The following is a 25,648-nucleotide window of genomic DNA, read 5'->3' as shown; positions in this document are numbered from 1 at the left end:
TAATCATGAACAAAAGTTTACTTTTTCTCTTTTCATTTTTACTTGCGGCAGGTTTCGCTTTTGCGCAAAGTCCTGTAACTGGAGTAATTAAAACAACCAATGGTGCTGTAATTCCTAATGCAACCGTAAAGGTAAGGGGAACAAACCAGGCCGTAGTGGCCGATGAAAAAGGTGCCTTCAGCATTAATGTAAAACAAGAAACACCGTTTTACCTTCAGGTAAGTTCGGTAGGCTATAAACCACAGGATTTTCAGATACTAAAACTCCAGGATACTCCAATAGAATTGGTTTTGGTAGACAATGCGCTACTAGATGAGATCGTGGTAACGTCTAGAAGGCGCTCGGAGGTTTTACAGGATGTGCCGATTCCAATTACGGTTATTGGCGGCCGTGCAGCAGAAAATGCAGGTGCTTTTAACGTTAACCGTTTGAAAGAATTGGTACCTTCGGTACAGTTATATGCATCGAATGCCAGAAATACCACCTTAAATATCAGGGGGTTGGGTTCTACTTTTGGTTTAACCAATGATGGTATCGATCCTGGGGTGGGTTTTTATGTAGATGGTGTTTATCATGCACGTCCGGCTGCTACCTCTACCGATTTTCTTGATATTGAGCAGATCGAAATTTTGCGCGGCCCGCAAGGTACCTTATTTGGTAAAAATACAACAGCAGGTGCATTTAACATCACTACAAGTAAACCAACTTTAACACCTAGTGCAAAAGTAGAATTGAGCGCTGGGAACTATAATTTTATTCAGGCCAAAACATCCGTTTCTGGTGCAATTGCTAAAGATCTTGCTGCAAAAATTTCAATTTCTGGTACACAGCGCGATGGTACCATCTGGAATACGAGAGAAGAACGAAGATACAGCGGACAAAACAACCTGGGCTTTAAAGGTCAGCTATATTATACCCCTTCAGAGAAATTACAGATATTGTTAAGTGGTGATGTAAGCATTCAGCATCCGGCAGGCTATCCGTTGGTAATTGCTGGTGTTACCCCAACCGAAAGAAGTGCATACCGCCAGTATGCTAAAATTGTTTCTGATTTAGGCTATCAACAACCTAAAATCGATCCTTTTTCAAGAGAAATCAATACCAATACCCCTTGGAGACACAACCAATCAATCGGTGGTATATCCTTAAATGTAGATTACAAAATCGGCAATGGAACACTTACTTCAACCACCGCCTGGAGATTCTGGAACTGGGATCCTACAAATGACCGGGATTTCTCAGAATTGGCAGCGTTAACCAAATCGCAGGGTACTTCACGTCACGATCAATACTCGCAGGAAGTAAGATATGCGGGTAATATTACCGACAAATTAAGCGGAGTAATCGGTGTTTATTTCTTGGGTCAGAATTTAAAAGGTTTGTCGCAAACAGAAGAGGTAGGTAAAGATCAATGGAGATTTGTACAGACCAGCAATACCGGAAGTCAGGCTTTATACTCAACACCGGGTTTATTGGATGGTTTTGGCATTAAAACCAACTCTACCATCAAATCGTTAAGTGCGGCTATTTTTGCGCAGGTTGATTGGGAAGTTTTAAAAAACCTGCACGTGTTGCCAGGTTTAAGGTATACATATGATAAAAAGGATGTTGATTATGATAGGGTTACCTATGGTGGTTTACAAACTAATGATGCAGCATTATTGGCGCTTAAAGCAGCTGTATATGCAAACCAGCAGTTTACAACAAAGGTAGATAATAACAATTTATCGGGTAACTTTACCGTATCGTACCGCCCAACTCATGAATTAAACGTTTATGGAACTTTTTCTACCGCTTACAAACCGGTGGGTGTTAACGTAGGTGGTTTGCCAACTACCTCAACCGGAGCAGCCGATTTATCAGTAGCTGTTGTTAAGCCTGAATATGTGCAGCACTATGAATTAGGTGCTAAAACAAAGCCGTTTAAAGGTGCTATTATAAATATTAGTGCATTTAATACCGATATTAAAGATTACCAGACCAACGTTCAATCGCCACAACTGGGCGTAAATAGAGGCTACCTGGCAAATGCTGAAAAAGTAAGGGTAAAAGGATTGGAAATAGACGGTACTTACCAGCTGGAGAGATTTTTAACTTTAAATGCTGCTTTGGCTTATCTAGATGGCAAATATGTGAAGTTTACAAATGCTCCTCTTCCCTTAGAAGAAACCGGGCATACCGAATTGGTAAATGGTGTTGCTACCCAAGTGGCATTTAAAGATGCATCGGGAGGTAGATTACCAGGTATTTCGAAATGGAATATTTCTGGCGGTTCGGAACTTAGTACAGCAGGTAATTTAGCAACTAGAGCGGGTAGGTATTTCATCGCTGGTGATGCCAGTTATCGTTCAGAATATTCTTCAAATCCTACACCGTCAAGCGTACTGAATGTTAAAGGTTATGCTTTATTTAATGCAAGGTTAGGTTTCAAATCAGATAAGTTCTCTTTATTTGTTTGGAGCAGAAATATCGCAAACAAAAATTACTATGAGCAATTACAGGCTGCAGCAGGCAACTCTGGTTTATATGCAGGTGTATTGGGCGATCCGAGAACTTACGGAGCAACCATCCGTTATACATTCTAATATCTAAATCAATCTTTTCTCTCTTATATTTGGTTAGAAGGAGTGGCGTAATGCCGCTCCTTTTTTGTTTTAGGGAGAGCAGGTTTCTTTGTCTTTCGCTTATGGTAGTCCTGCTGTGCGTTTTACTTTGCCAATGAAGAATTGGCTGCGTGTTCACTTCCATCAGGTCTATTTTACATTTGCCAGTGGTTCTTGTGCGGATCAAAAGCACTAGAAATTAATTTTCTCTGTGACTAGGAGAACTGGAGGTTGGAATGAAAAATTAAAATAAGCTATTGCTTTTGGTGGTTTAAGCTTCAAAAAATATACCTGTAACAGCTTTGTGCAGAATTAAAATTTACAGAAAGCCGATAAAGTCTTAACTTCGGTAAATTTTTAACTAAATGAATAAGCTTAATTCGGTTTGTGTGTATTGCGGCTCAAACTTTAATGGCGATATAGCGCTACGTAATGCAATAAAGCAATTGGCAGAAACGCTTGTTAAACAGCAGATCAGATTGGTTTATGGAGGAGGAAGCGTTGGTGTAATGGGCGTTTTAGCTAACGACGTATTGGAGTTGGGTGGTTTGGTAACGGGGGTAATTCCTCAGTTTTTAATGGATAAGGAAGTAGGTCATCAGGGTTTAACAGAAATGCTTGTTACCGAAAATATGCATCAGAGAAAACAGAAAATGGCCGATTTAAGTGATGGTTTTGTGATTTTGCCTGGTGGTTTTGGTACGCTTGAAGAATTTTTTGAAGTGTTAACCTGGTTGCAGCTCGGTTTACATAACAAGCCAATCGGTGTATTAAATGTAAATGGTTTTTACGATCCCTTGTTTGCCCAAATGGATATGATGGTACAAAGTAAATTTTTGAAACCGGCCAATCGCGATTTAGTTTTTAATGAAGCAAATGCTGACATTTTAATCGATAAAATGGATGACTTTTCTGCCATTCCAGATGAGGTTTGGTTTAGAGAAAGAAATTTGAGTTAGAAGAAGTATCAAGTAGAAAGTATCAAATAATAAGTATCAAGTAGCGAGCATCAAGTAATACTAAGAAATTATCAATCCGCCACACGCAAAACGCTTGGCGCAAAAAAAATATATACCAAATGCAAATCATCACCTCCCACGCAGAGTTTGAACAATACCTTGGCAAGGAATTAGGCGTTTCTTCATGGCACACCATTACACAAGAACAAATTAATAAATTCGCCGATGCTACATTAGATCATCAATGGATTCATGTTGATGAAGAAAGAGCCCAAAATGAAGGTCCTTTTAAAGCAACAATAGCACATGGTTATTTAACTTTATCGTTAATCCCTTATTTATGGAAAGAAATAGTTGATATCCAGAATTTAAAAATGGAGATCAATTATGGGATTGAAAGTTTAAGGTTTGCACAAGCTGTTACCGTAAACAGCAAAGTAAGGCTTAAAGCAAAATTGGCTTCTATCATTAATCTTCGCGGTGTAACTAAGGTAAATATGGGTATCGAAATGGAAATTGAAGACCAGAAAAAGCCTGCATTTAGTGGAGAGGTTGTTTTCTTATATCATTTTATCAACTAGCTTATTGCCATGTAGCGGATTGTTTATTTTTAACGTTTAAATTAGAAAAAGCAATGCACTCATGATAAAAATCTTTAAATTCTTAAGTATCGTTTTAATGAGCCTGTTTATCCTATGCTGCCAGAGCAATAAGGAACAACATGTAGCAGCTGATTCATTCTTGCCGATGCAGATTGGCAATTTATGGTATATGAATGCTCAATCCTATACCGAAATTCAGGATACTGTTCGCATCAACAAAAAGCTTTTTTACAAGTTTTATTCGTTGGTAGGAGGCGATGCAGTGAATATAATTTATTTAAGGATCGACGAGCAGAATAAATTGATTGAAGGTTATCCTGATAGTCCTTTGAAAACTTATATCAGGGCTGATTTTAATGCAAAAATAGGCGATAAGTTTTTTACTACCGGAAAAAAGGATGAAAATGATAACGAAGTAACCGTGGTTCAAAAATCGGATACCGAAATGACTTTTTCGTTTGATCCTATTTATCATCCAAATTTAAAAGGCCACCCATCGCTGGTAAAATATATAAAAGGTAAAGGCTGGGCAGAAAACTTTAAAAAGTTAAAAATTAATGGAATAGTTTATCAAAACTAGCTTTTACGTTTATATACTTTTTCATATTGCTCAATCCATTGCTCGGGCGTAACCTTTCTGATGAGCTCGGCAATGAGTACATATGGAATATCGTCAGTTTTTTTAAAACGGACACAGCCTTTTCCCATATCTAATTTGTATTTGCTGTGTTTCGGATATTGTGCCTTAAACCATTCCAGTAAATCAGTAAAGGCATATAATCCTAAGTGATGCATTACAATAAAATTCTTTTGCGAACCAATGTTGATAAAAGGTAAAGCCTGTTCTGGTGTACAGTGGTAGCCGGGAGGGTAGAGAGATAATGGAATAATATAGCCCAGCATACCATAAGTAATTTTTTCTTCAAAACCTTTTGGCAGGTTTTCTAAAATGGTATCCCTCAGTTTTGAAACAGGTGTTTTTCTTTCTTCAGCAATACTGTTTAAATATTCTTCTGGTGTATTAATGGCCATCTGCGTACTAATTTTTATCAAATTTCTTTTTTAACCTGCTTACTATCGAGGGATTATCCAATTCTTCTAAACTGCTCAGCTCCAATTCCAGTGCCTTTGTACTGATCTGGATTTCAATTAATGATATCATAAAAAATATCAAACTCAATGCAAAAAGAATTTCGGCAACCGTATTCCATTCCAGGTAAATAAAAAACATACAAAAAAGACAGCTGGCAAAGCTAAGTACGCCAAAAGCCTGCATGTTTTTGATTAACCTTAATCGGTAACGCAAATTTTCAATCTGTTGATGAAGCGCCACATTTTTATCGCCATCTTCATATTTCGATTTTAAACTTCTTACCAAACTCGCCAGTGCCAGAAACCGGTTGGTATAAGCCAGCATAATCAAGCTAATGGCAGGAAACAATAATGCCGGTATATTTATGGTTAGTTCCATTCTTAGGATTTACCCAAAAATATCATTTTAAAAGGATATCTCTCACATTAACCGCGAAGGACGTAAAGTTTAGCAAAGAGATTTATTATAGCTGAAGGAGAAATCTGTATTTTTCATTACTTTTTCTTTGTATACTTTGTAGTTAAAAAACTTAGCGCACTTTGCGGTTAAGCTACCGCTAGACCAGAAACCGTTTTGGTTAATACTGTTTTTCTAAAATTAAATTTAAATTGCCGTTATGAATATCGAATTCAACAAAAACGAGGATGTAAATAAACAGCTGGTTTACGAGCTTAAAACCAGACTCAAAAAAATATACTTGGGCGGTGGCGAAAAGAACGCTGCAAAACAAAAGGAAAAAGGCAAGCTGCTGGCCCGCGAGCGGATTGCTTATTTAATTGATAAGGATTCTAATTTTTTAGAAGTTGGAGCCTTTACCGCTGATGGTATGTACGCCGAGCAGGGTGGATGCCCTTCGGCAGGAGTGGTGTGTGGTATAGGTTATGTAAGCGGGAGGCAATGTATGATTGTAGCCAATGATGCCACTGTAAAAGCCGGAGCCTGGTTCCCCATGACCGCAAAAAAGAACCTTCGTGCGCAAGAAATTGCCATGGAGAACCGCCTGCCTGTAATTTATCTGGTTGATAGTGCCGGCGTATATTTGCCTATGCAGGATGAGATATTTCCAGATAAAGAACACTTTGGAAGAATGTTCCGTAATAATGCCATCATGTCGGCAGAAGGGATTGTGCAGATTTCGGCCATAATGGGTGCTTGTGTTGCAGGAGGTGCCTATTTGCCGATTATGAGCGATGAAGCGATGATTGTGGATAAAACCGGGTCTGTATTTTTAGCAGGCTCTTATCTGGTAAAATCGGCCATAGGGGAAGAAGTTGATAATGAAACTTTAGGTGGTGCCACTACACACTGCGAAATTTCTGGTGTTACCGATTATAAGCATCCCAATGATCAGGCTTGTTTAGATAGTATCAGGAATATCATGAGTATGCTGGGCGCTCCTCAAAATGCTGGTTTTGATAGGGTAAAACCTGCTAAACCTAAAGAAAAAGAAGAAGAATTATATGGTATTCTTCCTGATAACCGCGATAAACCTTATGAGATATTGGATATCATTAACCGTTTGGTAGATCAATCTGAATTTGAAGAATACAAAAAAGGTTACGGACAAAGTATTGTTTGTGGTTTAGCACGTATTGATGGTTGGGCTGTTGGTATTGTGGCTAACCAGCGCAAAGTGGTGAAATCGAAAAAAGGGGAGATGCAGTTTGGCGGTGTAATTTATTCTGATAGTGCCGATAAAGCTGCCCGTTTTATTATGAATTGTAACCAGAAGAAAATTCCATTGGTTTTTTTACAGGATGTTACTGGTTTTATGGTAGGTAGCCGATCAGAACATGGTGGTATTATTAAAGATGGTGCTAAAATGGTTAATGCTGTTGCTAATTCTGTTGTGCCAAAGTTTACAATAGTATTGGGGAATTCTTATGGTGCCGGCAATTATGCAATGTGTGGCAAGGCTTACGATCCGAGGTTGATTTATGCCTGGCCCACAGCAAAAATTGCAGTAATGGGTGGTTCGCAGGCTGCAAAAACCTTGCTTCAGATTCAGGAGGCATCTTTAAAAGCCAAAGGCGAGGTAATTACACCAGAAAAAGAGATGGAGTTGTTAAAAGAAATTACTGACAGATATGACAGCCAAACTACACCTTATTATGCTGCGTCGCGCCTTTGGGTAGATGGCATTATAGATCCATTGGAAACCAGGAAGGTTATTTCGATGGGGATTGAGGCGGCCAATCAATCACCAATTACGAAGAAGTTTAATGTTGGAGTGATACAGACTTAGTTATGATGTGTTGTCAGATGTTACCATCTGACAGTTAATTACTACCTGCATTTTTACACCTTTTAGGTGCTGTCAGATGTTGCCATCTGACAGTCGGCGGTTATATTTTTTACCACCTGAGCCATCTTAGTACACCTGAGTTTTGAGCACTTAACGAAATTCTTATGTCCACTCCTGAATGAACTATAGTGACTGTTACTTGATTCTTAGTGGTAAAAGAACTATCAAATAAACTTAAGTGCCGAAACAATTAATACTATCTTTAAACATGAAGAATATTTACCTTTTTCTTGGCCTAGTTGTTTTACAAATCAATCTTTTTGCTCAAATTTCTAAAATTCATCAAGATGCAATTGTAGTGGATACCCACGGAGATATACTCTTCAATCAGATCAAATCGGGTATTGATATTGGTAAACTTCAGCCAAAAGGAAATTTCGATTTAGTGAGGGCCAGACAGGGCGGTTTGGATGTTCAGTTTTTCTCTATTTGGTGCGATGAAACTGGTGGATATGCTGTGGCTAACCGTGAAATAGATTCGCTTTATAGTTTAACTAAACGCTATCCCGATAAAATTAAATTGGTAACAAGCGCTAAAGAATTAGAACAAGTGGTTAAGCAACAAAAACTGGCTGCAATGATTGGCGTAGAGGGTGGACATATGATCGAAAACCGGCTAGATTATATCGATAGCTTAGCAAAGCGGGGAATGGCCTATCTTACTTTAACCTGGAACAATAGTACATCATGGTCGAGTTCGGCAGCCGAAGAAACTTCGGGTAAAGTAAAACCTGAAAATGCAGGCTTAAATAATTTTGGAAAACAGGTTGTAAAACGGTTGAATAAACTAGGGGTAATGGTCGATTTATCACACGTAGGTGAAAGAACATTTTATGATGCCATCAAAGTTTCAACTAAGCCTGTAATTGTTTCTCATAGCTGTGCTTATGCAATAAATCCCGTTCCGCGGAATTTAAAAGACGATCAGATTAAAGCTGTGGGCAAAAACGGTGGGGTAGTCTGTATTAATTTCTACAGTGGTTTCTTAGATTCTACATTTAATACTAAACAGAAAGCTTTCTTTGCTAAATATGATAGCGAGCTTAAAACATTGAGTGCTACATATGGTAGAAGCAATGCAATAGATACATTAATTTATAACCATCAGGTTGATGCTGATGCTGCACGTCCGCCAATATCGTTGCTGGTTAAACATATCAATCATGTAGTGAAATTAATTGGCATTGACCATGTAGGCTTGGGTGCCGATTTTGATGGCGCCGAATCCTTCCCTCTGGGAATAAATAGTGTAGCAGATTACCCTAAAATTACAGAAGAACTCATTAAAAATGGGTACTCTGAACGGGATATCAAGAAAATTCTGGGAGGTAATGTTATTCGCTTGATTAGAGGAAATAAAGGGGAGTAATTTTTTGTGTATGTGCAATCAGTATCAGATGGAAACATCTGATACCTAAAACAGCGCTTTTCGCTTGGCTTATGATGTTAATAAGTAAACTATGTTGACAATGTGCACTTGCCAGCAAATATTTAAAGCATTAAATTTGCGCTACGATTAATGAATTTCAAACACACAATATAATGTCACAAGAAAACGAACACGTTCAGTGTTTAATTATAGGTTCAGGTCCGGCCGGTTATACTGCTGCAATTTACGCAGCCAGAGCTGATTTAAAACCAATTATGTATACCGGTATGCAAGCCGGTGGGCAGCTTACGCAAACTACAGATGTGGAAAATTTTCCAGGCTACCCACAGGGAATTATGGGGCCAGAAATGATGGAAGATTTCCGTAAGCAAGCAGAGCGTTTTGGTACCGATATCCGTTTCGGTTATGTAAGTTCGGTAGATTTCTCTTCAACACCACATAAAGTAGTGGTTGACGAAATTAAAACCATTACAGCTGATACGGTAATTATTGCAACTGGGGCTACTGCCAAGTGGCTCGGATTGCCAAGTGAGCAACAATATAACGGTTTTGGGGTTTCGGCCTGTGCAGTGTGTGATGGTTTCTTTTTTAAAGGTCAGGATGTAGCCATTGTAGGTGCTGGAGATACTGCAGCTGAAGAAGCAACTTATTTAGCAAAACTTTGTAAAACGGTGCACTTATTGGTGCGCAGAGACGAGTTTAGAGCTTCTAAAGCTATGGTTAGCCGTGTATTGGCTACACCAAATATTGTGGTTCATTACAATACCGAAACGCAGGAAATTTTAGGTAATGGTAAAAATGTAACCGCAGTTAAAGTTTTGAATAACAAAACAGGTGTTGAGTCTGATATCGCTGTAGAAGGTTTCTTTGTAGCTATCGGTCATAAGCCGAATACTGATATCTTTAAAGGCCAGTTAGATATGGATGAAACAGGTTATTTAGCTACTAAACCTGGTTCTACTTTAACCAATATCGAAGGTGTTTTTGCCTGTGGCGATGTGCAGGATATGTATTACAGGCAAGCGGTTACTGCTGCAGGTTCTGGATGTATGGCCGCGCTCGATGCTGAAAGGTATTTGGCCGCTAAAGAACATGCTGTAGAAGTATAAAAATATTTTAATGTAATTTTAAAAAGAGAAACTAGCAACGGTTTCTCTTTTTTTGTGCTATAATCTTCAAAGCTTAATGCTAAACTTCTTGTTTTTCGGAAAGCAATTGCAGTAGTTCTTTTTATTGTTCACCCTGCTTTCCGCTTGTAGTCCCGATTAGAAAAAAATCGGGAGCTACCGCGTCAATCCCTTAGGTTTAAACACTCAGGTTTGTGCTTCTATTAAGGGGTGAATGGCATGCTGCCTAGAATAGATCTTCTAGGCTTTGCGACCCCAAATAGTTGCACTGGCTGTGCCACCTAAACCCGATCAAAGCGTGATGCCAATTCCTTCAAATTGGCAGAAGCGGGAGCGGGACTATCGTTGCTCATATGCTGCTGTATCTGATTTCCCAAAAAAAGTCAGTTAGCCTAAGACAAAATCGTCATGTCGATTGGAACGCAGTGCAATGAAAAACTGTCGGTAAGAGTTCTAATGTGGCTTCTCTTTTTTGTGATTGATGTTTTTTCGGAAAGCAAGTACAGAGGTTCTTTTTATTGTTCGCCCTGCTTTCTGCTTGTAGTCCCGATTAGAAAAAAATCGAGAGCTACCGCGTCAATCAGGTTTAAATACTCAGGTTTGTGCTTCTATTAAGGGGTGAATAGCATGCTGCCTAGAATAGATCTTCTACGCTTCGCAACCCCAATTAATACCACTGGCGATGCCACTTAAACCCGATCAAAGCGTGATGCCGATATTTCCATCGGCAGAAGTGTAACTATTGTAACCTGAATGCTTCTGCATTTGATTTTCCAAAAAAGACTCAGATTTCTATTATAATCGTTTATCAGAAACATTGGAAAAACGTTTTAATATATATTATTTAGATTTATGTGCGTTATGCAGTGCAGTCAAACGGTTGATCTGGATTGTAACAAGAATGTGGGATTCGGAATCTGCTCATAATCTTTATCTTGGTTCAAATAATCAAATTAAGTTATAAAAACCAAAACACAAATGAACAAAGCATTATCGATTTTTATTGGAGTATTAATCAGTACAAGTGCATTTGCGCAGAGCGATCCCAATATGGGGATCATACCTGCACCGGTAGCCATTACCAGGGCAAACGGAAATTTCGTATTAGATAAAACCACGGTTTTAGTAAATCAAAGCATCGATGGCGCAAAGATGGCTGATTTATTAAATGCCTTTATCGTTACCAAGGCAGGTTTTGCTTTAAGGGAAGCTAAAATTACTCAACCTAACCAAAAAGCTATTATTTTAACATCTGTTGGAGCAGATCAATTGCCTGCAGAAGGTTATACCATTAAAGTTACACCGAAACAAATTGTTTTAACCGGAAAAGGTGCAGGTCTGTTTTATGCCGTTCAATCGGCTATGCAAATGCTGCCAGATAAAGTTGCCGATAAAATTACTATCCCTGCCGTTAATATTAATGATTATCCGCGTTTTGCTTACAGGGGAACGATGTTGGATGTAAGCCGTCATTTCTTCCCGATTTCTTTTATCAAAAAGTACATCGATCAGTTGGCTTATTATAAAATCAATACTTTTCACTGGCATTTAACTGACGATCAGGGCTGGAGGCTGGAAATTAAAAAATATCCAAAACTAATTGAAATCGGTTCTTCACGTAATGGTACTATAATTGGTAACTACCCTGGCAATGGCAATTATCTTACCCCGGTAAAAGGTTATTATACGCAAGAAGAGGCTAAAGAAATTGTTAAATATGCTGCTGCTAAATACATCACCGTAATACCTGAAATTGAATTACCCGGTCATGCTTCTGCAGCAATTGCCTCGTATCCAGAATTAAGCTGTTTCCCTAACCGCGATACTTTTATTAGCGATAAAACACCATGGGCGGGAAGCAGAAAAGGAAAACAGGTACAACAGACCTGGGGTGTATTTGATGATATTTTTGTGCCTTCGGAAAATACCTTTACTTTCTTAGAAAATGTGTTAGATGAGGTTATCGCTATTTTCCCTTCAAAATATATCCATATTGGTGGCGATGAAGCACCTAAAACTTATTGGAAGGAATCTACCTTTTGCCAAAACCTGATGAAGGAAAAAGGTTTGAAAGATGAGCATGAATTACAGAGTTATTTCATCCAGACCATAGAAAAACATGTAAATGCAAAAGGACGATCGATTATAGGCTGGGACGAGATTTTAGAAGGCGGTTTGGCGCCAAATGCAACTGTAATGAGCTGGAGAGGTGAAGATGGTGGAATCGCTGCTGCACAACAAAAACACGATGTAATTATGACGCCAGGTTCTATGGGCCTATATATCGACCATAAACAGTCTAATTCTCCTGATGAGCCGGTAACCATTGGTGGATTCGCTCCTTATCAAAAGATTTATGCTTACGATCCGATTCCGAAAGTATTAACCGCTGATGAGCGAAAATACATTAAAGGTGTACAGGCAAATATGTGGTCTGAGTATATTAAAACTACAGCTAAAGTAGAAAACCATGCATTCCCTCGTTTATTGGCCTTAGCCGAAATCGCATGGTCGCCGGTTGAGCGTAAAGATTTGAAAAACTTTTCTGAGCAGCGTTTACCTGTACATTTGGCCCGTTTAGATAAAATGAATATTAATTTCTGGATACCTACACCAATTGGACAGAGCGATAAACCTTTAACTGGTGGAGAATTTACAATTGATTTAAAAGCACCTGTTGCCGGAGCTAAAATTTATTATTCTATTGATTTATCACGTCCGTCGGAAAATGCATTTTTGTACACCTCGCCACTTAAAATTACTGTACCGCAAGGCGAAAAAAGAGTATTAAAAACAGTTGTTGTTGCGCCAAGTGGTAGAAGAAGTGTAGTTACAGAAACTGTTTTAAATAATGGAGCATCAGAAGTTAAAGCAGATGCAAAGAAATAAATTGTTGCTTTAAAAAGCTAAAATACTTAATTTGGGGCAACCAAAACGTCCCCAAATAGAATGAAACTACAGAAATATACATTACAGCATCTTTTGTTAATAACAGGGATGCTGTTTTGTTTTGCATGCACTGAAGAAAAACCAAAAGAAATTAAGACGGAAGCTACAAAAGTTCAAAAGAACCCTTTTCCTTTTTATAAGGATATAGAAGTAAAACCAGGATTAAATTTCGAAATTGTGAGCTGGGGAAAAGGGGTAGACTCTATAGGGGGATACCAGATTTTAATGTCTGATTCGGTTCGTAATAATTACAGGTCTGCTGCCATAGATCGTAAAGGTATTTTGATCGATGCCTGGAATATGGATTTAGACAATGATGGAAATCCTGAATTTTATATTCAACTCTTAAGCAAAAAAACAGTTTCAGATTTAAATGTTTTTGAATATGCAGGTGGCAATTTCAATAAAATCAGTTTCCCTTCTTTAACCGCCAGTCAAAAGAAAGGTTATACTGGAAACGATAATTTTTTTATCAAAAATGGAGACTTATTCCGTTCTTTCCCGGTAAAAGATAGCACAGATAGCACTAAAACGATCACCAAAACCTATCAATATAAACTAAGTGGAAATAGTTTTTCTACTAGCGAGGTAAAGCCTGAGGAGGGAAAAGCTAAAAGTAAGGTTTAGGGTTTAAGGTGGACGGTTTAGGATAAAAGGCGTAAGGCGAGGAGTTATCCTTGAAGGATCGCCATGCTAAACTTGTTTCAGCATCTACTTATTTAGATATAGATCCTGAACTAAATTCAGGATGACGAATTTCAATAAACAATGAACAACCAAAAATTTTCAATTATCGATCGTATTAAAAGCTTTAAATATGCCTTTAATGGTATGAAGTTATTTTTCGTTAACGATCATAACGGTAGAATTCATTTGTTTGCAGCAGTAATAGCCATCGGTTTATCTTTTTACCTTAAAATATCCAGTTTGGAGTGGATTGCTATTCTATCCGTTATTTCTGCTGTTTTTGTAGCCGAGATGTTAAACGCTGCTATTGAAAAACTGGCCGATGTAGTTTCACCAGCGTATCATCCCAAAATTAAAGTGGTAAAAGATTTGGCTGCCGCTGCAGTTTTGGTGGCTGCGTTTCTGGCGGTAGCTGTTGGTTTTATGGTCTTTATTCCAAAACTATTTTTGTAATTCGGCCATAGCAGTCCTCGATTCTTCTATCTTATCCTGGATAATCTCATCCCATCGGGCCTGCATTTTATGATTACTGCCATGCTCGGTCTCTTCGTCATAGTTACGTTGCATGGTGTCAAAATAATTGCTGATCTGATTGGCGAGTTCAGATATTTGGGCTTTATAGTTGCTTACAGAATAGTTTCTGTTCTTCAATACCCTTTCGGCTTCTAAAAGTAAAATATATTGAATATCGGCATGTCCCTGTTCGTGGTGTAAAAGACTGGCCCTAATTTCGGGGTTTTTAATTTTATCCCATTTTACCCACGATCTGGTTTTATCTATACTCACATCATTTTTAAGCTTAATAACAACACGGTTACGGTAAACAGTACTTTCATAACTATACTTCCAGGTCATAGCAGTTAAAGCAAAAAAGGGCGAGCGCATATCGGCCTTACCTTTAAAGTGCGTTTCCCAATTCAGCTGAACTGGCTGAGTTAAATCTTGTTTAAAGGCAAATGAAAAGGGCAGGGCCAATAGTAATAATATCGGTATAATCAGTTTTTTCAAGGTCGTAATTTTTTTCAACGATGTCGCACCACGATCATCAGGATTTTGTGTGTTGAATTTTACAACGAAAAAACCGTGCCTAAAATTACTCTGTAACAGAAATCTGTCCGCTAATGCGTTCAAATTTCTCAATTAATAAAGCTATCCGTTCTTTTTCTCTGCTCATTACAGCCTTTCGCAATATTGTTGAGCAGAATAGTATCCACGAAAAAGTTAGCACAATTGCAGCTACTTTTTGTGGCATACTCAAATAGGTTAAAATTTCAATGAAATAAAATATAATTCCCAGCGATAATGCAATGGCATAAAACCAATATAGCGAATTGTAAAGTTTGAAACGGTTTAATTGATATGTTTTTAAGTTATTCAGGTATTCGTGCGGGTGTGCAGTAGCATCATTTTTCGCAATTAAACGGTGATCGCGATATAAGATAAGTGTATATACACCAATGGCAACAATGGTAATACTGATACCAACATGGGTTGTCCATGATTCGAAATGCATAAATATCCACAGTGCAGCAATGGCAATAAAAGATGCCAGCATTCCAAAAATATTTAAAGCAGATTTTAGCTTTAATCCATTTACTTCTTTCTTCGCTTGTTGTAACATCTCATCAGCAGAAACTTTAACTTCTACCTCGTGCTTTTGCCACAACTCCTGTATTTGATCAAACGCTTGCATACTGGCTATATAGTTCTGTTAATTTTTGTTTAATTCGGTGAATTTTTACCCTTAAATTGCCTTCGCTTATTCCTGATATATCGGCAATTTCGTGGTATGGTAACTCATCAAGTACCATCGTTATAATCAAACGGTCATTCTCTTCGAGCTTCGATATACATTTATAGAGTAGGGCAACCTGTTCATTTTTCTCTGAAAACTCCTCTACCTTATTTTCTATAATGTTATCTGTTAATTCATCTTTTGCCTGTCTTTTTTCTGATCTCAAATAGGTTAAACAAGTATTTACTGCAATTCTATAAATCCAGGTAGAAATTAAAGATTTGTTCCTGAACTTATCCAGATTTTGCCAAACCTTTAAAAAAGTTTCTTGTAAAAGATCATTTGCAGCGTCGGTATCGCCAGTATAACCATAACATAAATGGAATATCTTTTTGGAATTTGAATCGAAGATCTCTTTAAATAACTTGTCTTTTTGTTCCATTTAGGGGTTTATAGTTGCGTTTTAGATGATGATGTGTATTTTTTGTTACAGCAGAAATCAAAAATAATATATTTTTTAACGTCATTGAGTTAAAAGTTCTTAACCACAAATGCACATGTATAAACAGGGATTTTCATACCTGTGCGCATCCTTTCCATCTCTGATTAATTTTTTTCTTCTTTGCCGAGTGGTTTAACTCACCAAGATTGATACATTTTTTGGTCTCACCTGTTATCAAAATTTGTTACACGCTGTAAATATCGTAGTTTTACCAAATTAAGTTGCCACAAACTTTTTATATTCATGAAGAAAAACAAACTCACGCTTTTTATTTTTATAGCGCTGATTGCAGGTATTGCACTGGGCTATATCTTAAATGTAAATTCCATTAATGTTTACAACCAGAATATCCTTAATGCTGATGCAAAGGTTAAAAGTATAGAAGTAAATATCGCAAAATCGACCGATACGACCAGTGCGGTTTATACACAGCTCAAAGCTGATAAAAAAGCCGCCGCTAAAATCAAAAAAGAAAATGAAGGGATCAGAGAGAAAAAACTGGAATTTTTTACCTTGTTGAGTGATATTTTTCTGCGCCTGATTAAAATGATTGTTGCTCCATTGGTATTTACTACCCTGGTTGTGGGCGTTGCTAAAGTAGGCGATATTAAAGCTGTAGGCCGTATTGGCGGTAAAACGTTGGGCTGGTTTTTAACCATGTCGTTAATGTCGCTTGTACTGGGAATGATTTTGGTGAATTTGTTTGAGCCCGGAAAACACATGAAATTATCGCTACCTGATCATTTGGTTGATACTGGGATACAAAAGGCAGCCATGAGTGTAAAAGATTTTATTGCCCACGTTTTCCCAAAAAGTATTGCCGAGTCGATGGCAACCAACGAAATTTTGCAGATCGTTGTGTTCTCCCTGTTCTTTGGTGTAGCCACCGCTGCCATTGGCGATTTAGGGCAAATTGTGATTAAGGCTTTTGATGCCATAGCACATGTAATCTTAAAAATGACAGGCTATGTAATGAACTTTGCACCATTAGCTGTTTTTGGCGCCATGACGGCCATTATTGCCAAGCAGGGATTAAGTGTGTTAAATACTTATGCCATTTTTATCGGTGAGTTTTACTTTGGTTTAGCCATTCTTTGGGGATTATTGATATTCCTTGGCTTCCTGGTACTGAAAAAACGTATTTTCCGTTTGGTAAACGATATGAAAGAGCCGGCAGTACTGGCTTTTAGTACAGCCAGTAGCGAAGCTGCTTACCCTAAAACCATGTTGTTGTTAGAACGTTTTGGCTGTAAAGATAAAATTGTAAGCTTTGTGCTGCCATTGGGTTACTCTTTTAACCTGGATGGCTCGATGATGTACATGACTTTTGCTTCTTTATTTATTGCACAGGCCTATGGCATTCATTTAGGTTTCGAGCAGCAAATTTCTATGCTTTTAATCCTCATGTTAACCAGTAAAGGAATTGCTGGCGTACCGAGGGCATCATTAGTGGTAATTGCTGGCACTATCGCGAGTTTTAACATTCCGGAAGCAGGACTAGCTTTGTTAATTGGTATCGATCCTTTGTTGGATATGGGCCGTTCGGCAACTAATGTTGTTGGAAATAGCATTGCTACAGCTGTTGTAAGTAAGTGGGAAGGGGAGCTTAAAGAGAGTTCGGAGGCCTAAGTTGGGAGTTTAGAGTCAAAAACATGTAATCATTCAAATTATTGCTCATTAATAATTCAGTAATTTATTCATTCAATAATTAATATAAAAAGTGTCAAGCAGGGGAAAAAAAATATTCTTAGCCATTACCATTATCGTTCCGATGATCATTTATTGCTATATCTATTACAAGCCAATTATACAGAATGCGCCTTTCCGTAAGGACGATTTTGTGTCAATGCAGTATAGCTATGGCTTAAAAGATACTTTGGAAAACACATACGATTCAAAAACTGGTGTTTACAGGTACGTAAATAATAGGGATTCAGTGGTTAACAAAAAGTTCTTTTTAACGAGCAATGATGTGTTATACATGCATAGAAAAGCAAATGAAATTGGCCTTTGGAATTTTCCAGATACTATTGGTAAAAAAAGTGATAAATCGAGGTTAGTGCCGCGTTACGATATTACTTTCAATTATAAAAAAAAATCAAAACACGTAATCATTTATGGCGACTTTGATGGCAATCCAAAATTACTGGATGCTGCGGTACAAATGAGAAAAATCATTCAGGAAACTTTATTACAAGCTGAAAAAAGAAGCGGGAAGTAGGTTATTTAAAAGTCCTCAGTCTATAGTCTTGAGTCTGAAGTCGAGGAAGGAAAATACAATGCACAAGGTCGTCATTTCGCTGCACTTCAGTTGAGATGACGACTTTTTTGTAATAGTTTTATTTTAGGATATTTTCGTATATTTACGATATATTCGTAATAATGGAAAAATTAACATTACAGGAAGAGGAAGCTATGCTGGCTGTTTGGCAGATAGGTAAGGGGTTTATCAAAGATTTTATGGATGTACTTCCCGATCCGAAACCACCATATACTACACTGGCATCAACCATCAAGAATTTAGAACGTAAGGGTTACCTGATGAGCGAACGTTTTGCCAATGCCAACCGCTATAGTGCAAAAGTTAAAGAGGTAGAATATAAAAAGCGCTTTATGAGTGGTTTTGTGAATAATTATTTCCAAAGTTCTTATAAAGAATTAGTTGCTTTTTTTGCTAAGGACAAAAAAATCAGTGCGGAGGAACTTAAAGAGATTATAAATTTAATAGAGAACCCTGAAAAGTAAATGCCATGCCACATTTCTTTATCATCTTATTGAAAATTAATCTGGTGCTGGTCTTGTTTTCGGCAACCTATTACCTGGTATTGCGAAGGCTAACTTTCTACTCCATCAACAGAGTATTTCTGCTGTTTGGGATCGTCTTTTCTTCTGCCTATCCATTTATTAACCTCACCGATTTTTTTGCTGTTCAAAAAGCCGTACCTGCCTTCGTTCCACAATTTAATCAACAGGTAAGTAAATTGGTGCAACAAGATACTGTTTCTATATTTTGGCAAGGTTTAACCGTACTTTTTTATGTTGGGGTTGTGTTAATGGCCATGAGGCTATTGGTACAGTTTCTTTCACTTTACAAGATGCATAAAAAATCTTCACCAGATCAGTTAAATGATTATAAAGTACGGATTTTAAATGATGAAGTAAGCCCATTTAGCTTTTGGCAAACCATTTATATCAATCCGCGTTTACATAAAAAACAAGATTTGGGTAATATTCTGGAGCATGAACGTGTGCATGTAGAAGAATGGCATACTTTAGATATTATTTTGGCCGAGATCTGCGTGGTTTTTTACTGGTTTAATCCAGGGGTTTGGTTAATGAAAAAGGCGGTAAGGGAAAACATTGAATTTATTACCGATGCGAAAATTTTGAAGAAAGGTATTGATAAAAAAGCTTATCAGTATAGTTTGTTAGACGTAGGAACATTGCAGCCATCTGTTGCTATCGTGAATAATTTTAATTTGTCTGATCTCAAAAAACGGATTAAAATGATGAATGCGAAACGTTCTTCGAAAGTAAACTTAACCCGGTATTTATTTGTGCTACCTGTATTGCTTTGCGTTACACTTGCTTTTACCATTAATAAAAAAGTAATGCAGAAAAGTTTAGTTCCCTTTAGTAAAATGGTGGTTAATGTTATGCCATATAAGGAGGATAGGTCTGTTGTACCGGCCAAAACGAGTACAAAAATAAGGAATAAGAGAAAAGCAGCTTTACCACTGATAAAAAAAATAGATACGGCAAACAAGGTGACTTTTGTTTTTAAAATGATCGGAAAGGAAGGAGATTCAGTACAGCATCAGATAGGTGAGGTGATGAAAAAAATGGTTGGCAATGTTAAATTCGATTTTAAAACAGATGGCAACCTTAGCAAAAGAACTTTTGTTAAACATTTTAGTTTTACCGATTCGGTACCTACCAATGAGAAAATTGAACAGGCTATTCTGGCCGGCCAGGCAAACAAGGGCCCTGAAGGTTTGACTGATATCAAAGGGAAAAAGATAACCGCTGTTTTTATCATGAAATCTACTCTCAATACAAAAGGAAGTGGTGGGGATGGAAAAGACAAATCAGAAGTAAATGAATCGTCAGCTATCAGTACCGGTTATTATTTAAATGGGAAAAAGGTAAGCCAAGCAGAGCTGGAAAAGCTTAATCCGAATATGATTATGGGGATCAAAATGGATCAAAACAAGCAGTTTATTCAGATTACTGCTAAACCTTAATCACTTGCTTTTTTTTTCGCAGTTCGGACAGAATTTGCTAATCCAATAAATGTTTCTATAATGATTTGCGTTAATCGCCTTAAATCAGCAGCGGGAGATAGTTAGCATATTGCCATTTCTCCCGTTGGTCAAACAGATTTCAGATCAAAATACTTAGAAATTAAACGTAGCCTTTAACATGGCCACCCTTCCAGGAATATAATATGTTCCAGTTGTAAGTGAGTTTGCCGAAAGATAAATAGCATCAAAGCTTTTAATATTGGTAAGGTTGGTGATTCCAAATTCAATATCGGTTTTCATTTTTAACCATTTATACCGCATGTTCGCATCGGCAAAGAGGTACTTCAAATCGGGCTGCGATGATTGCTGGGTTAAAAGATGTTCTGCAGATAGATTTATATAAAGATTTTTAACCGTAGTAATGGCTAAAGCAGACTGTTGCCTCAATTGTTTAAAATTGGTCTTTATCCCATCTGCTACCAGGGCTTTATTATCGGTAATAGCAAAATTAGCCCCGTAAGACCAGTTAATGAAGTTGCTAAGCTTCGCTTCAATGCCAACTTTATAAACCATGGTTTGCGTATTAAATGGTAGAAGTGCATTATTCTGCAACTGACTGTATTTGCTTTGTGCAAAACTTACACCAGCGTTTATTGTACTTTTTAAGCTAAACAGGTATTTGCTTGCATTTGCGGCTAAAGTTAGGCTGCGGATATGGTTATTAAGTGGCAATACGATCTTCTGCTGAATATTGTTGCTTAAGTTGTAGGCCGAAATGGTGCTCAATTCTGTATCACTATAATTGGCCGTTAGGTTAGCAAACAGCATTTGCATGGCTTTTCTAAAATTAAAGCCCGCCCCAACATTATGCGATTTGGATTCAGCAACCGGCGCATCGTTCGAAAACAGCGAGCGGTAATTTTTTAAAATAGTACCACGGTAAACATCGTTAATGCCTCCGAGGTCATTTTTGAAATTATAATTAGCCGTTATATAGTTTTCGGTACTGGTTTGGTATTTTACATTAAATGCGGGATTTATAAATAGTTTGTTCAGGCTGTTATCCAGCTGGTTTAGTGCATCACTGTAGTTGATCCGGTTGTAACTTAACGGTAAGCTTAAACCTGCTTTTAGCTTATCAGTACTGTACTCATAGGTGGCCTCGGTATAGAGTTTGGTTTTTAACCAGTCAAGATCATTTACTGTATTGCCGGTAACTGGCTCTGTTTGCTGGTTGTTTTGTGTACGATAAAGTTCCGAATTAAGCCGTTGCTGTTGCACATTGAACCCCGCTTTATAAGTTTGAACGAAATTGTTTTTTACAAAGGCGAAAGATGCATAGTTATTGGTGTACCAGGTTGGTATTTTAATATATTGTGTTAAACCAAGATAACTGTTTCCGTCGTTTAGGATGTCGGCATTTAGTCCGGGTGTAATATTTAATGTTTCTGGTTGTGTAGTCCGGTTTAAAAAGGAGTAGAGGTTAATTACATCTTCCGATTTTAATTTTTTTCGGTAATTAAATTCGTTCGATAAATCGAAGGTCTCCTGTTTAAGCACCTGGTTGGCTGCTACGTTGTTAATTACAAAACCTGATGTGGTTTTAAAAGGCGTATATTCCAATACCAGGTTGTTGTTCAGGTAATATTTATCGGCATTTCCATTTAAGTTAAACTGCGCCCTCAGCTTTTGTGGGTTAATGGCATTGGTCTGCGTTTCCGCGTAGCGGATGGTTTGACCAGGAAGGTAAGTTTCCGAATACTTATTATATTCCTGATGTCGTTGATCATATAAATATGAAATATTAGCCCTTAATTGCAGATCGGGGTTGAATTTGTATAAATTATTAAGATTAATTAACCCCGCTTTATTAAAAAGATACCTGCTTTGCGGTAACGAAGGTACCCCGGCAGCACCTGTTGAAAGGAGTCCGCTAGGTTTATCGTTATCCAGTTTTTTTAAATAATCAGATAAATTGTGTGCAATGAGGTCGCCACCCGGATCGCTGCCAATGTTATTGCCTTTAATGTTGTTAATAAACTTCAGTTTTTTATTAAACAGCATGGCTGTCAGGTTTTCGTCAAAGCGGTTGGGCATGCCCGCGCCAACCGTAGCGTCGCCCATTACTTTAAGCTTGGCTTCATCTTTTATCACCAGGTTTAAAGCAACGTCATCGCTCATGTTATTTTTTCGCATCATTTTAATGGGTTGGTCGTTTTGGATTACCTGTACCTTATCAACCGCGCCATGGGGGATACTTTTGGTGCCAATATTATATTTATCGTCGAGCAAATTATCACCATCCACATAAAGGTTCGAAATCGATTTGCCGTTGTAGCTAATCTTGCCGTCCTCAGCAACCTCAACGCCGGGCATTTTTTTCAGCACATCACCAATACTTCTGTCTTGTTTATCTGCAAAATCAGAAGTGCGGTAATTTAAAGTATCGCCCTTGGCTGTTAACGATGGCCGGTTTTTAACATTAACCGTTTCAAGTGTGGTTTCGCTGGGTTGTAAGGTAAGTTCGTAACTTTTAGTGGCATCTGTTATCGTGGTAGTTAGCTTTTTATAGCCAATACTCGACGCTTCGATTTTGTAGCCCCCAATCTGGTCGTTTTTGAGCTCCATGCTAAAGGTACCGTTTTTGTTACTGCGTGTAAAGCTAATGATGTTGCCTTCAGTATCCTTTAAAGTTACATTAACCGATTCGATACCCTTACCATTGGCATCTTTTACTGTACCTTTAAGTGGCTTTTGGGCAAAAACTGAAAAAGCTGCTAGCAACAGCCAATAGGTTAAAGCGAGCTTTCTCATTTTTTGTCATCAATTTCTATCGGATTGTTAACTTCGGCTTTAACTGCAGCTGTTCCTACAGGGCGGGGCGCCTGGTTGCTCCTGAACGAACCCTGCATGCCATTTGCAGCCATTTGTGCCTGCATAAAGCCCTGTGGATCCTTATCACGCGCTGCTTTAAGTTTATCCAACTCTTTGCGGGTAGTTTTTATGGCATCAGCAGGTAACTTAATTTCGGCTCCAAGGTAGCTCGTGCTTACATCTATGCCCATAATTTTTACTGAACCCACTCCGCCATTTGGAGCTGCTATTTTAACGTCGCCATCCGAATTAGCTGTAGCATCTGCATCTTTTACATTTTCAAGCCCTGCAAATTCAAATTTCACTTCCTTTTTATCGTCATAAGCTTCTATAATTAAGCCAGGTAGGCCATTTAATTTCCACGGACCGCTTTGAAAAGGAATTTCGGTTGCAAACCAGGCTGTCCAATTACGCCCTTTAAAATGAGTAGTTGCTTTCTGGCAGGCAACTCCCGAAAAGCTCATCGTATCTTTCAAAATCTTCCAGTCAATTTTTGGAGCGGTTTCTTCAATAAGGTAATTGTTAAATAAGCGCTCTTTGGTAATCATTTTATGTTCATTGGCAAAAAAGAAATAATCTTCCTGGGTAAGCGGGGCTTTCATTTCACTTTTTACTTCAATTTTTATGTTGCCATTGCCCGTTTGGTTCTTAATCTGCTCCTGTATCTGCTTTTGGGTATTTAATGCCTGGTTCAGCTTATCGTAACTGGTATACACAGAAGCATTTTTACCGGTTACCAGCAGCATATTTTCCTTACGGGGTTTATCTCTTTGAGTTGTATCTGTAACGTGGGTAAAAGTATATCTTACTCTTGCCAGGGCCTTATCAGGGCTTTGGGCTTTTGCCGAAATGGTTAAAGCCGTTGCTAAAAAGATGGTTAGGGTTAGTTTCATGAGTTTTGTTTTTAAGTGTCTATTTAATTTTCGTAAATCTACGAAATATTCGTAATAAGCAAAATGCTTTAACATTTTTTAACGAAGAGCAGATGTAAAATGGATGATGGTAATGAAAGGTGGCACATATTAGTCACGAAGATTCTTAACACAAAAATTCTTTTCAGTATATCATCTTCAACGGAGCCGAAAGATCTACTTCGGAGCTTGAATAGCGCAGAGGCAAATGTTTTTTACAACTAGGAAAGGAACAGGTAGTGGTTCTTGGCGTGGTTTGGTCCCGCTCGCTTTATCCAGATGAAAAAATCGGGACATTCGCTACAATACAGGTTTAGTGACAAGGGTTTGTGCACCCTGCAACCCAACAAATGAAATACTGGGGTGGCCACCTAGCCCCGGTTGCAGCGTTACCTTACAGCAACGAGGTACGAGGCAGCGAAGCGTATAAGCGGAAAACGGGAAAGGAACAGAATGTTTTGTACGGACATTGCGCTCCAAATCATGTTAGTGTTTTTGCTGCACCAAGGAGCAGGAAAGCTCAAGAAATTTTCGAAAAATGTAATTTAAAATCAATCTTGAAATCCTGAAACCTTCCAAATCCTAATCTTGTACGATTTTAATTAAAAATATTTTTGATATGTGTTTGTGTGTTAATTGAATTTGTTCTATATTTGCACCTCGTTAAATAAAAATTAAAAAACTAATATTTAAACAATGTACGCAATAGTAAATATAGCAGGGCAGCAATTTAAAGTTGCTAAAGACCAGCACCTTTTTGTACACAGACTACAAGGAGATGAAGGCGCTAGTATTGAATTTGATAATGTATTGTTGGTTGATAACGGTGGTGCAATTACTGTAGGTGCTCCTGCAGTTAAAGGTGCTAAAGTTTCAGCTAAGATCGTATCTCATTTAAAAGGTGATAAAGTAATCGTTTTCCACAAAAAACGTAGAAAAGGTTACAAAAAGAAAAACGGTCACCGCCAGTTTTTCACTAAGATTCAGATCTCTGACATCACGTTATAATTAATTGTTAACCCAATAATCCGCTTTTTTGCGGGTTACAAAATATAAAATCATGGCACACAAAAAAGGAGCCGGTAGTTCGAAAAACGGACGTGAATCGCATAGTAAGCGTTTAGGTATTAAAGTTTTCGGTGGTCAGTTAGCTATCGCAGGAAACATTTTAGTACGTCAACGTGGTACAAAACACCATCCTGATAAAGGCGTAGGTATTGGTAAAGACCATACTTTATTCGCTTTAGTTGATGGTACTGTTGTTTTCAAAAAGAAACAAGATAACAAATCATACGTTTCTATTCTTCCTATCACTGATGCGGAGATCGAAGCAGCAGTAGCTAAAGCACCAGTTGCTAAAAAAGCGGTTGCTAAAAAAGAAGTTGTGGCTGAAGAAGCTGCTCCTGTAAAAAAAGCTCCAGCTAAAAAAGCTGCTAAAAAAGACGAAACTACTGAAGAAGCTGCATCTGCAGAGTAATTGGTAACAAGTTATAAAAGGAAAGTCCCGACGTAAATCGGGGCTTTTTTTGTTGGTAGAGTTCATTAGTTCATGGTTGATAACCATAATGTTTAGGATCAAGCGGAAAAGTTGGGGGGAATAAAATAATTTGTTTCTTTGTGGTATTACAACAATTATAACTTCCCTTGAATCAAGCCGAACAAACCCT

At 37.9% G+C, this 25,648-nt stretch carries 23 protein-coding genes; 16 read left to right on the top strand and 7 right to left on the bottom strand.

The annotated features are described in order from the left end of the window. Positions 1 to 5 precede the first annotated feature (5 nt). The 4 genes from HDC90_RS22000 (at position 6) to HDC90_RS21985 (ending at position 4,744) form a co-directional block, all read left to right on the top strand. Positions 6 to 2,585 (top strand): TonB-dependent receptor, encoded by a 2,580-nt coding sequence (locus HDC90_RS22000; RefSeq protein WP_184470265.1) that lies wholly within the window; start codon positions 6 to 8, stop codon positions 2,583 to 2,585. Positions 2,586 to 2,968: 383 nt separating this feature from the next. Then, complete coding sequence (locus HDC90_RS21995) at positions 2,969 to 3,562, top strand: TIGR00730 family Rossman fold protein (protein WP_184470263.1); 594 nt, start codon at positions 2,969 to 2,971, stop codon at positions 3,560 to 3,562. Positions 3,563 to 3,681: 119 nt separating this feature from the next. Further along, positions 3,682 to 4,143 (top strand): MaoC family dehydratase, encoded by a 462-nt coding sequence (locus tag HDC90_RS21990; protein ID WP_167294853.1) that lies wholly within the window; start codon positions 3,682 to 3,684, stop codon positions 4,141 to 4,143. 61 nt (positions 4,144 to 4,204) lie between these two features. Next, complete coding sequence (locus HDC90_RS21985; RefSeq protein WP_184470261.1) at positions 4,205 to 4,744, top strand: hypothetical protein; 540 nt, start codon at positions 4,205 to 4,207, stop codon at positions 4,742 to 4,744. On the opposite strand, the gene HDC90_RS21980 is transcribed toward HDC90_RS21985, so the two are convergent. Then, on the bottom strand, positions 4,741 to 5,217 hold the full coding sequence (locus HDC90_RS21980) for a DUF1801 domain-containing protein (protein WP_255497809.1): 477 nt from the start codon (positions 5,215 to 5,217) through the stop codon (positions 4,741 to 4,743). The two genes, HDC90_RS21985 and HDC90_RS21980, sit on opposite strands and share 4 nt — an antisense overlap. Next, complete coding sequence (locus HDC90_RS21975; protein ID WP_184470259.1) at positions 5,204 to 5,635, bottom strand: DUF2721 domain-containing protein; 432 nt, start codon at positions 5,633 to 5,635, stop codon at positions 5,204 to 5,206. Before HDC90_RS21975 ends, HDC90_RS21980 begins: the two co-directional genes overlap by 14 nt. A 238-nt stretch (positions 5,636 to 5,873) precedes the next feature. Between HDC90_RS21975 and HDC90_RS21970 the strand changes: the two genes are divergently transcribed. The 6 genes from HDC90_RS21970 (at position 5,874) to HDC90_RS21945 (ending at position 14,168) form a co-directional block, all read left to right on the top strand. Beyond that, a complete protein-coding gene (locus HDC90_RS21970; RefSeq protein ID WP_184470257.1) occupies positions 5,874 to 7,502 on the top strand; it encodes an acyl-CoA carboxylase subunit beta in 1,629 nt (542 codons plus the stop codon). Positions 7,503 to 7,770: 268 nt separating this feature from the next. After that, positions 7,771 to 8,931, top strand: coding sequence for a dipeptidase (locus tag HDC90_RS21965; RefSeq protein ID WP_184470255.1), 1,161 nt, complete (start codon positions 7,771 to 7,773; stop codon positions 8,929 to 8,931). A gap of 173 nt (positions 8,932 to 9,104) precedes the next feature. Next, positions 9,105 to 10,061 (top strand): thioredoxin-disulfide reductase, encoded by a 957-nt coding sequence (trxB, locus tag HDC90_RS21960; protein ID WP_184470252.1) that lies wholly within the window; start codon positions 9,105 to 9,107, stop codon positions 10,059 to 10,061. 996 nt (positions 10,062 to 11,057) lie between these two features. Next, positions 11,058 to 12,968 (top strand): beta-N-acetylhexosaminidase, encoded by a 1,911-nt coding sequence (locus HDC90_RS21955; RefSeq protein WP_184470250.1) that lies wholly within the window; start codon positions 11,058 to 11,060, stop codon positions 12,966 to 12,968. Between the two features lie 60 nt (positions 12,969 to 13,028). Next, positions 13,029 to 13,655: a hypothetical protein gene (locus HDC90_RS21950; protein WP_184470248.1), complete on the top strand. Its 627-nt coding sequence runs from the start codon at positions 13,029 to 13,031 to the stop codon at positions 13,653 to 13,655. A gap of 141 nt (positions 13,656 to 13,796) precedes the next feature. Next, positions 13,797 to 14,168, top strand: a complete 372-nt coding sequence (locus HDC90_RS21945; protein ID WP_184470247.1) for a diacylglycerol kinase family protein — start codon at positions 13,797 to 13,799, stop codon at positions 14,166 to 14,168. Here the strand turns inward: HDC90_RS21945 and HDC90_RS21940 are convergent. From HDC90_RS21940 to HDC90_RS21930, 3 genes are all read right to left on the bottom strand, one after another. Further along, positions 14,157 to 14,723: a DUF922 domain-containing protein gene (locus HDC90_RS21940; protein WP_184470245.1), complete on the bottom strand. Its 567-nt coding sequence runs from the start codon at positions 14,721 to 14,723 to the stop codon at positions 14,157 to 14,159. The genes HDC90_RS21945 and HDC90_RS21940 overlap by 12 nt on opposite strands. An 85-nt stretch (positions 14,724 to 14,808) precedes the next feature. Then, positions 14,809 to 15,408, bottom strand: coding sequence for a hypothetical protein (locus tag HDC90_RS21935; RefSeq protein ID WP_167294843.1), 600 nt, complete (start codon positions 15,406 to 15,408; stop codon positions 14,809 to 14,811). Then, positions 15,395 to 15,892 (bottom strand): RNA polymerase sigma factor, encoded by a 498-nt coding sequence (locus HDC90_RS21930; RefSeq protein ID WP_086546642.1) that lies wholly within the window; start codon positions 15,890 to 15,892, stop codon positions 15,395 to 15,397. The genes HDC90_RS21935 and HDC90_RS21930 overlap by 14 nt, the downstream gene beginning before the upstream one ends. A gap of 303 nt (positions 15,893 to 16,195) precedes the next feature. Between HDC90_RS21930 and HDC90_RS21925 the strand changes: the two genes are divergently transcribed. The 4 genes from HDC90_RS21925 to HDC90_RS21910 all read left to right on the top strand — a co-directional run bounded on the left by HDC90_RS21925 (position 16,196) and on the right by HDC90_RS21910 (position 20,196). Continuing rightward, the gene (locus HDC90_RS21925; RefSeq protein ID WP_184470243.1) at positions 16,196 to 17,581 is read left to right on the top strand and encodes a dicarboxylate/amino acid:cation symporter; all 1,386 of its coding nucleotides are present in this window, start codon (positions 16,196 to 16,198) and stop codon (positions 17,579 to 17,581) included. A 91-nt stretch (positions 17,582 to 17,672) separates the two neighbouring features. After that, positions 17,673 to 18,173 carry a hypothetical protein gene (locus tag HDC90_RS21920; protein ID WP_184470241.1) on the top strand — a complete coding sequence of 167 codons (501 nt, stop codon included), beginning with the start codon at positions 17,673 to 17,675 and terminating at the stop codon, positions 18,171 to 18,173. Positions 18,174 to 18,334: 161 nt separating this feature from the next. Further along, positions 18,335 to 18,697 (top strand): BlaI/MecI/CopY family transcriptional regulator, encoded by a 363-nt coding sequence (locus HDC90_RS21915; RefSeq protein ID WP_108201046.1) that lies wholly within the window; start codon positions 18,335 to 18,337, stop codon positions 18,695 to 18,697. Between the two features lie 5 nt (positions 18,698 to 18,702). Then, positions 18,703 to 20,196: a M56 family metallopeptidase gene (locus HDC90_RS21910; RefSeq protein ID WP_184470239.1), complete on the top strand. Its 1,494-nt coding sequence runs from the start codon at positions 18,703 to 18,705 to the stop codon at positions 20,194 to 20,196. A 153-nt stretch (positions 20,197 to 20,349) separates the two neighbouring features. Here the strand turns inward: HDC90_RS21910 and HDC90_RS21905 are convergent, their stop codons facing one another. Together HDC90_RS21905 and HDC90_RS21900 are read right to left on the bottom strand one after the other, a co-directional pair. Then, a complete protein-coding gene (locus tag HDC90_RS21905; protein WP_184470237.1) occupies positions 20,350 to 23,010 on the bottom strand; it encodes a carboxypeptidase-like regulatory domain-containing protein in 2,661 nt (886 codons plus the stop codon). Next, positions 23,007 to 23,963, bottom strand: a complete 957-nt coding sequence (locus HDC90_RS21900) for a GLPGLI family protein (RefSeq protein WP_184470235.1) — start codon at positions 23,961 to 23,963, stop codon at positions 23,007 to 23,009. Before HDC90_RS21900 ends, HDC90_RS21905 begins: the two co-directional genes overlap by 4 nt. Before the next feature lie 714 nt (positions 23,964 to 24,677). Between HDC90_RS21900 and rplU the strand changes: the two genes are divergently transcribed. Both rplU and rpmA read left to right on the top strand, forming a co-directional pair. Beyond that, positions 24,678 to 24,989: a 50S ribosomal protein L21 gene (rplU, locus tag HDC90_RS21895; RefSeq protein WP_039476071.1), complete on the top strand. Its 312-nt coding sequence runs from the start codon at positions 24,678 to 24,680 to the stop codon at positions 24,987 to 24,989. 52 nt (positions 24,990 to 25,041) lie between these two features. Beyond that, positions 25,042 to 25,458 carry a 50S ribosomal protein L27 gene (rpmA, locus tag HDC90_RS21890; RefSeq protein ID WP_167294835.1) on the top strand — a complete coding sequence of 139 codons (417 nt, stop codon included), beginning with the start codon at positions 25,042 to 25,044 and terminating at the stop codon, positions 25,456 to 25,458. The last annotated feature ends 190 nt before the right edge of the window (positions 25,459 to 25,648 follow it).

Origin of the sequence: Pedobacter sp. AK013 (assembly GCF_014205835.1) — a bacterium.
In the GTDB taxonomy this organism is placed as follows: domain Bacteria; phylum Bacteroidota; class Bacteroidia; order Sphingobacteriales; family Sphingobacteriaceae; genus Pedobacter.
The sequence above is the reverse complement of the archived record's forward strand: the minus strand, read 5'-3'. Positions and strand labels throughout refer to the sequence as shown.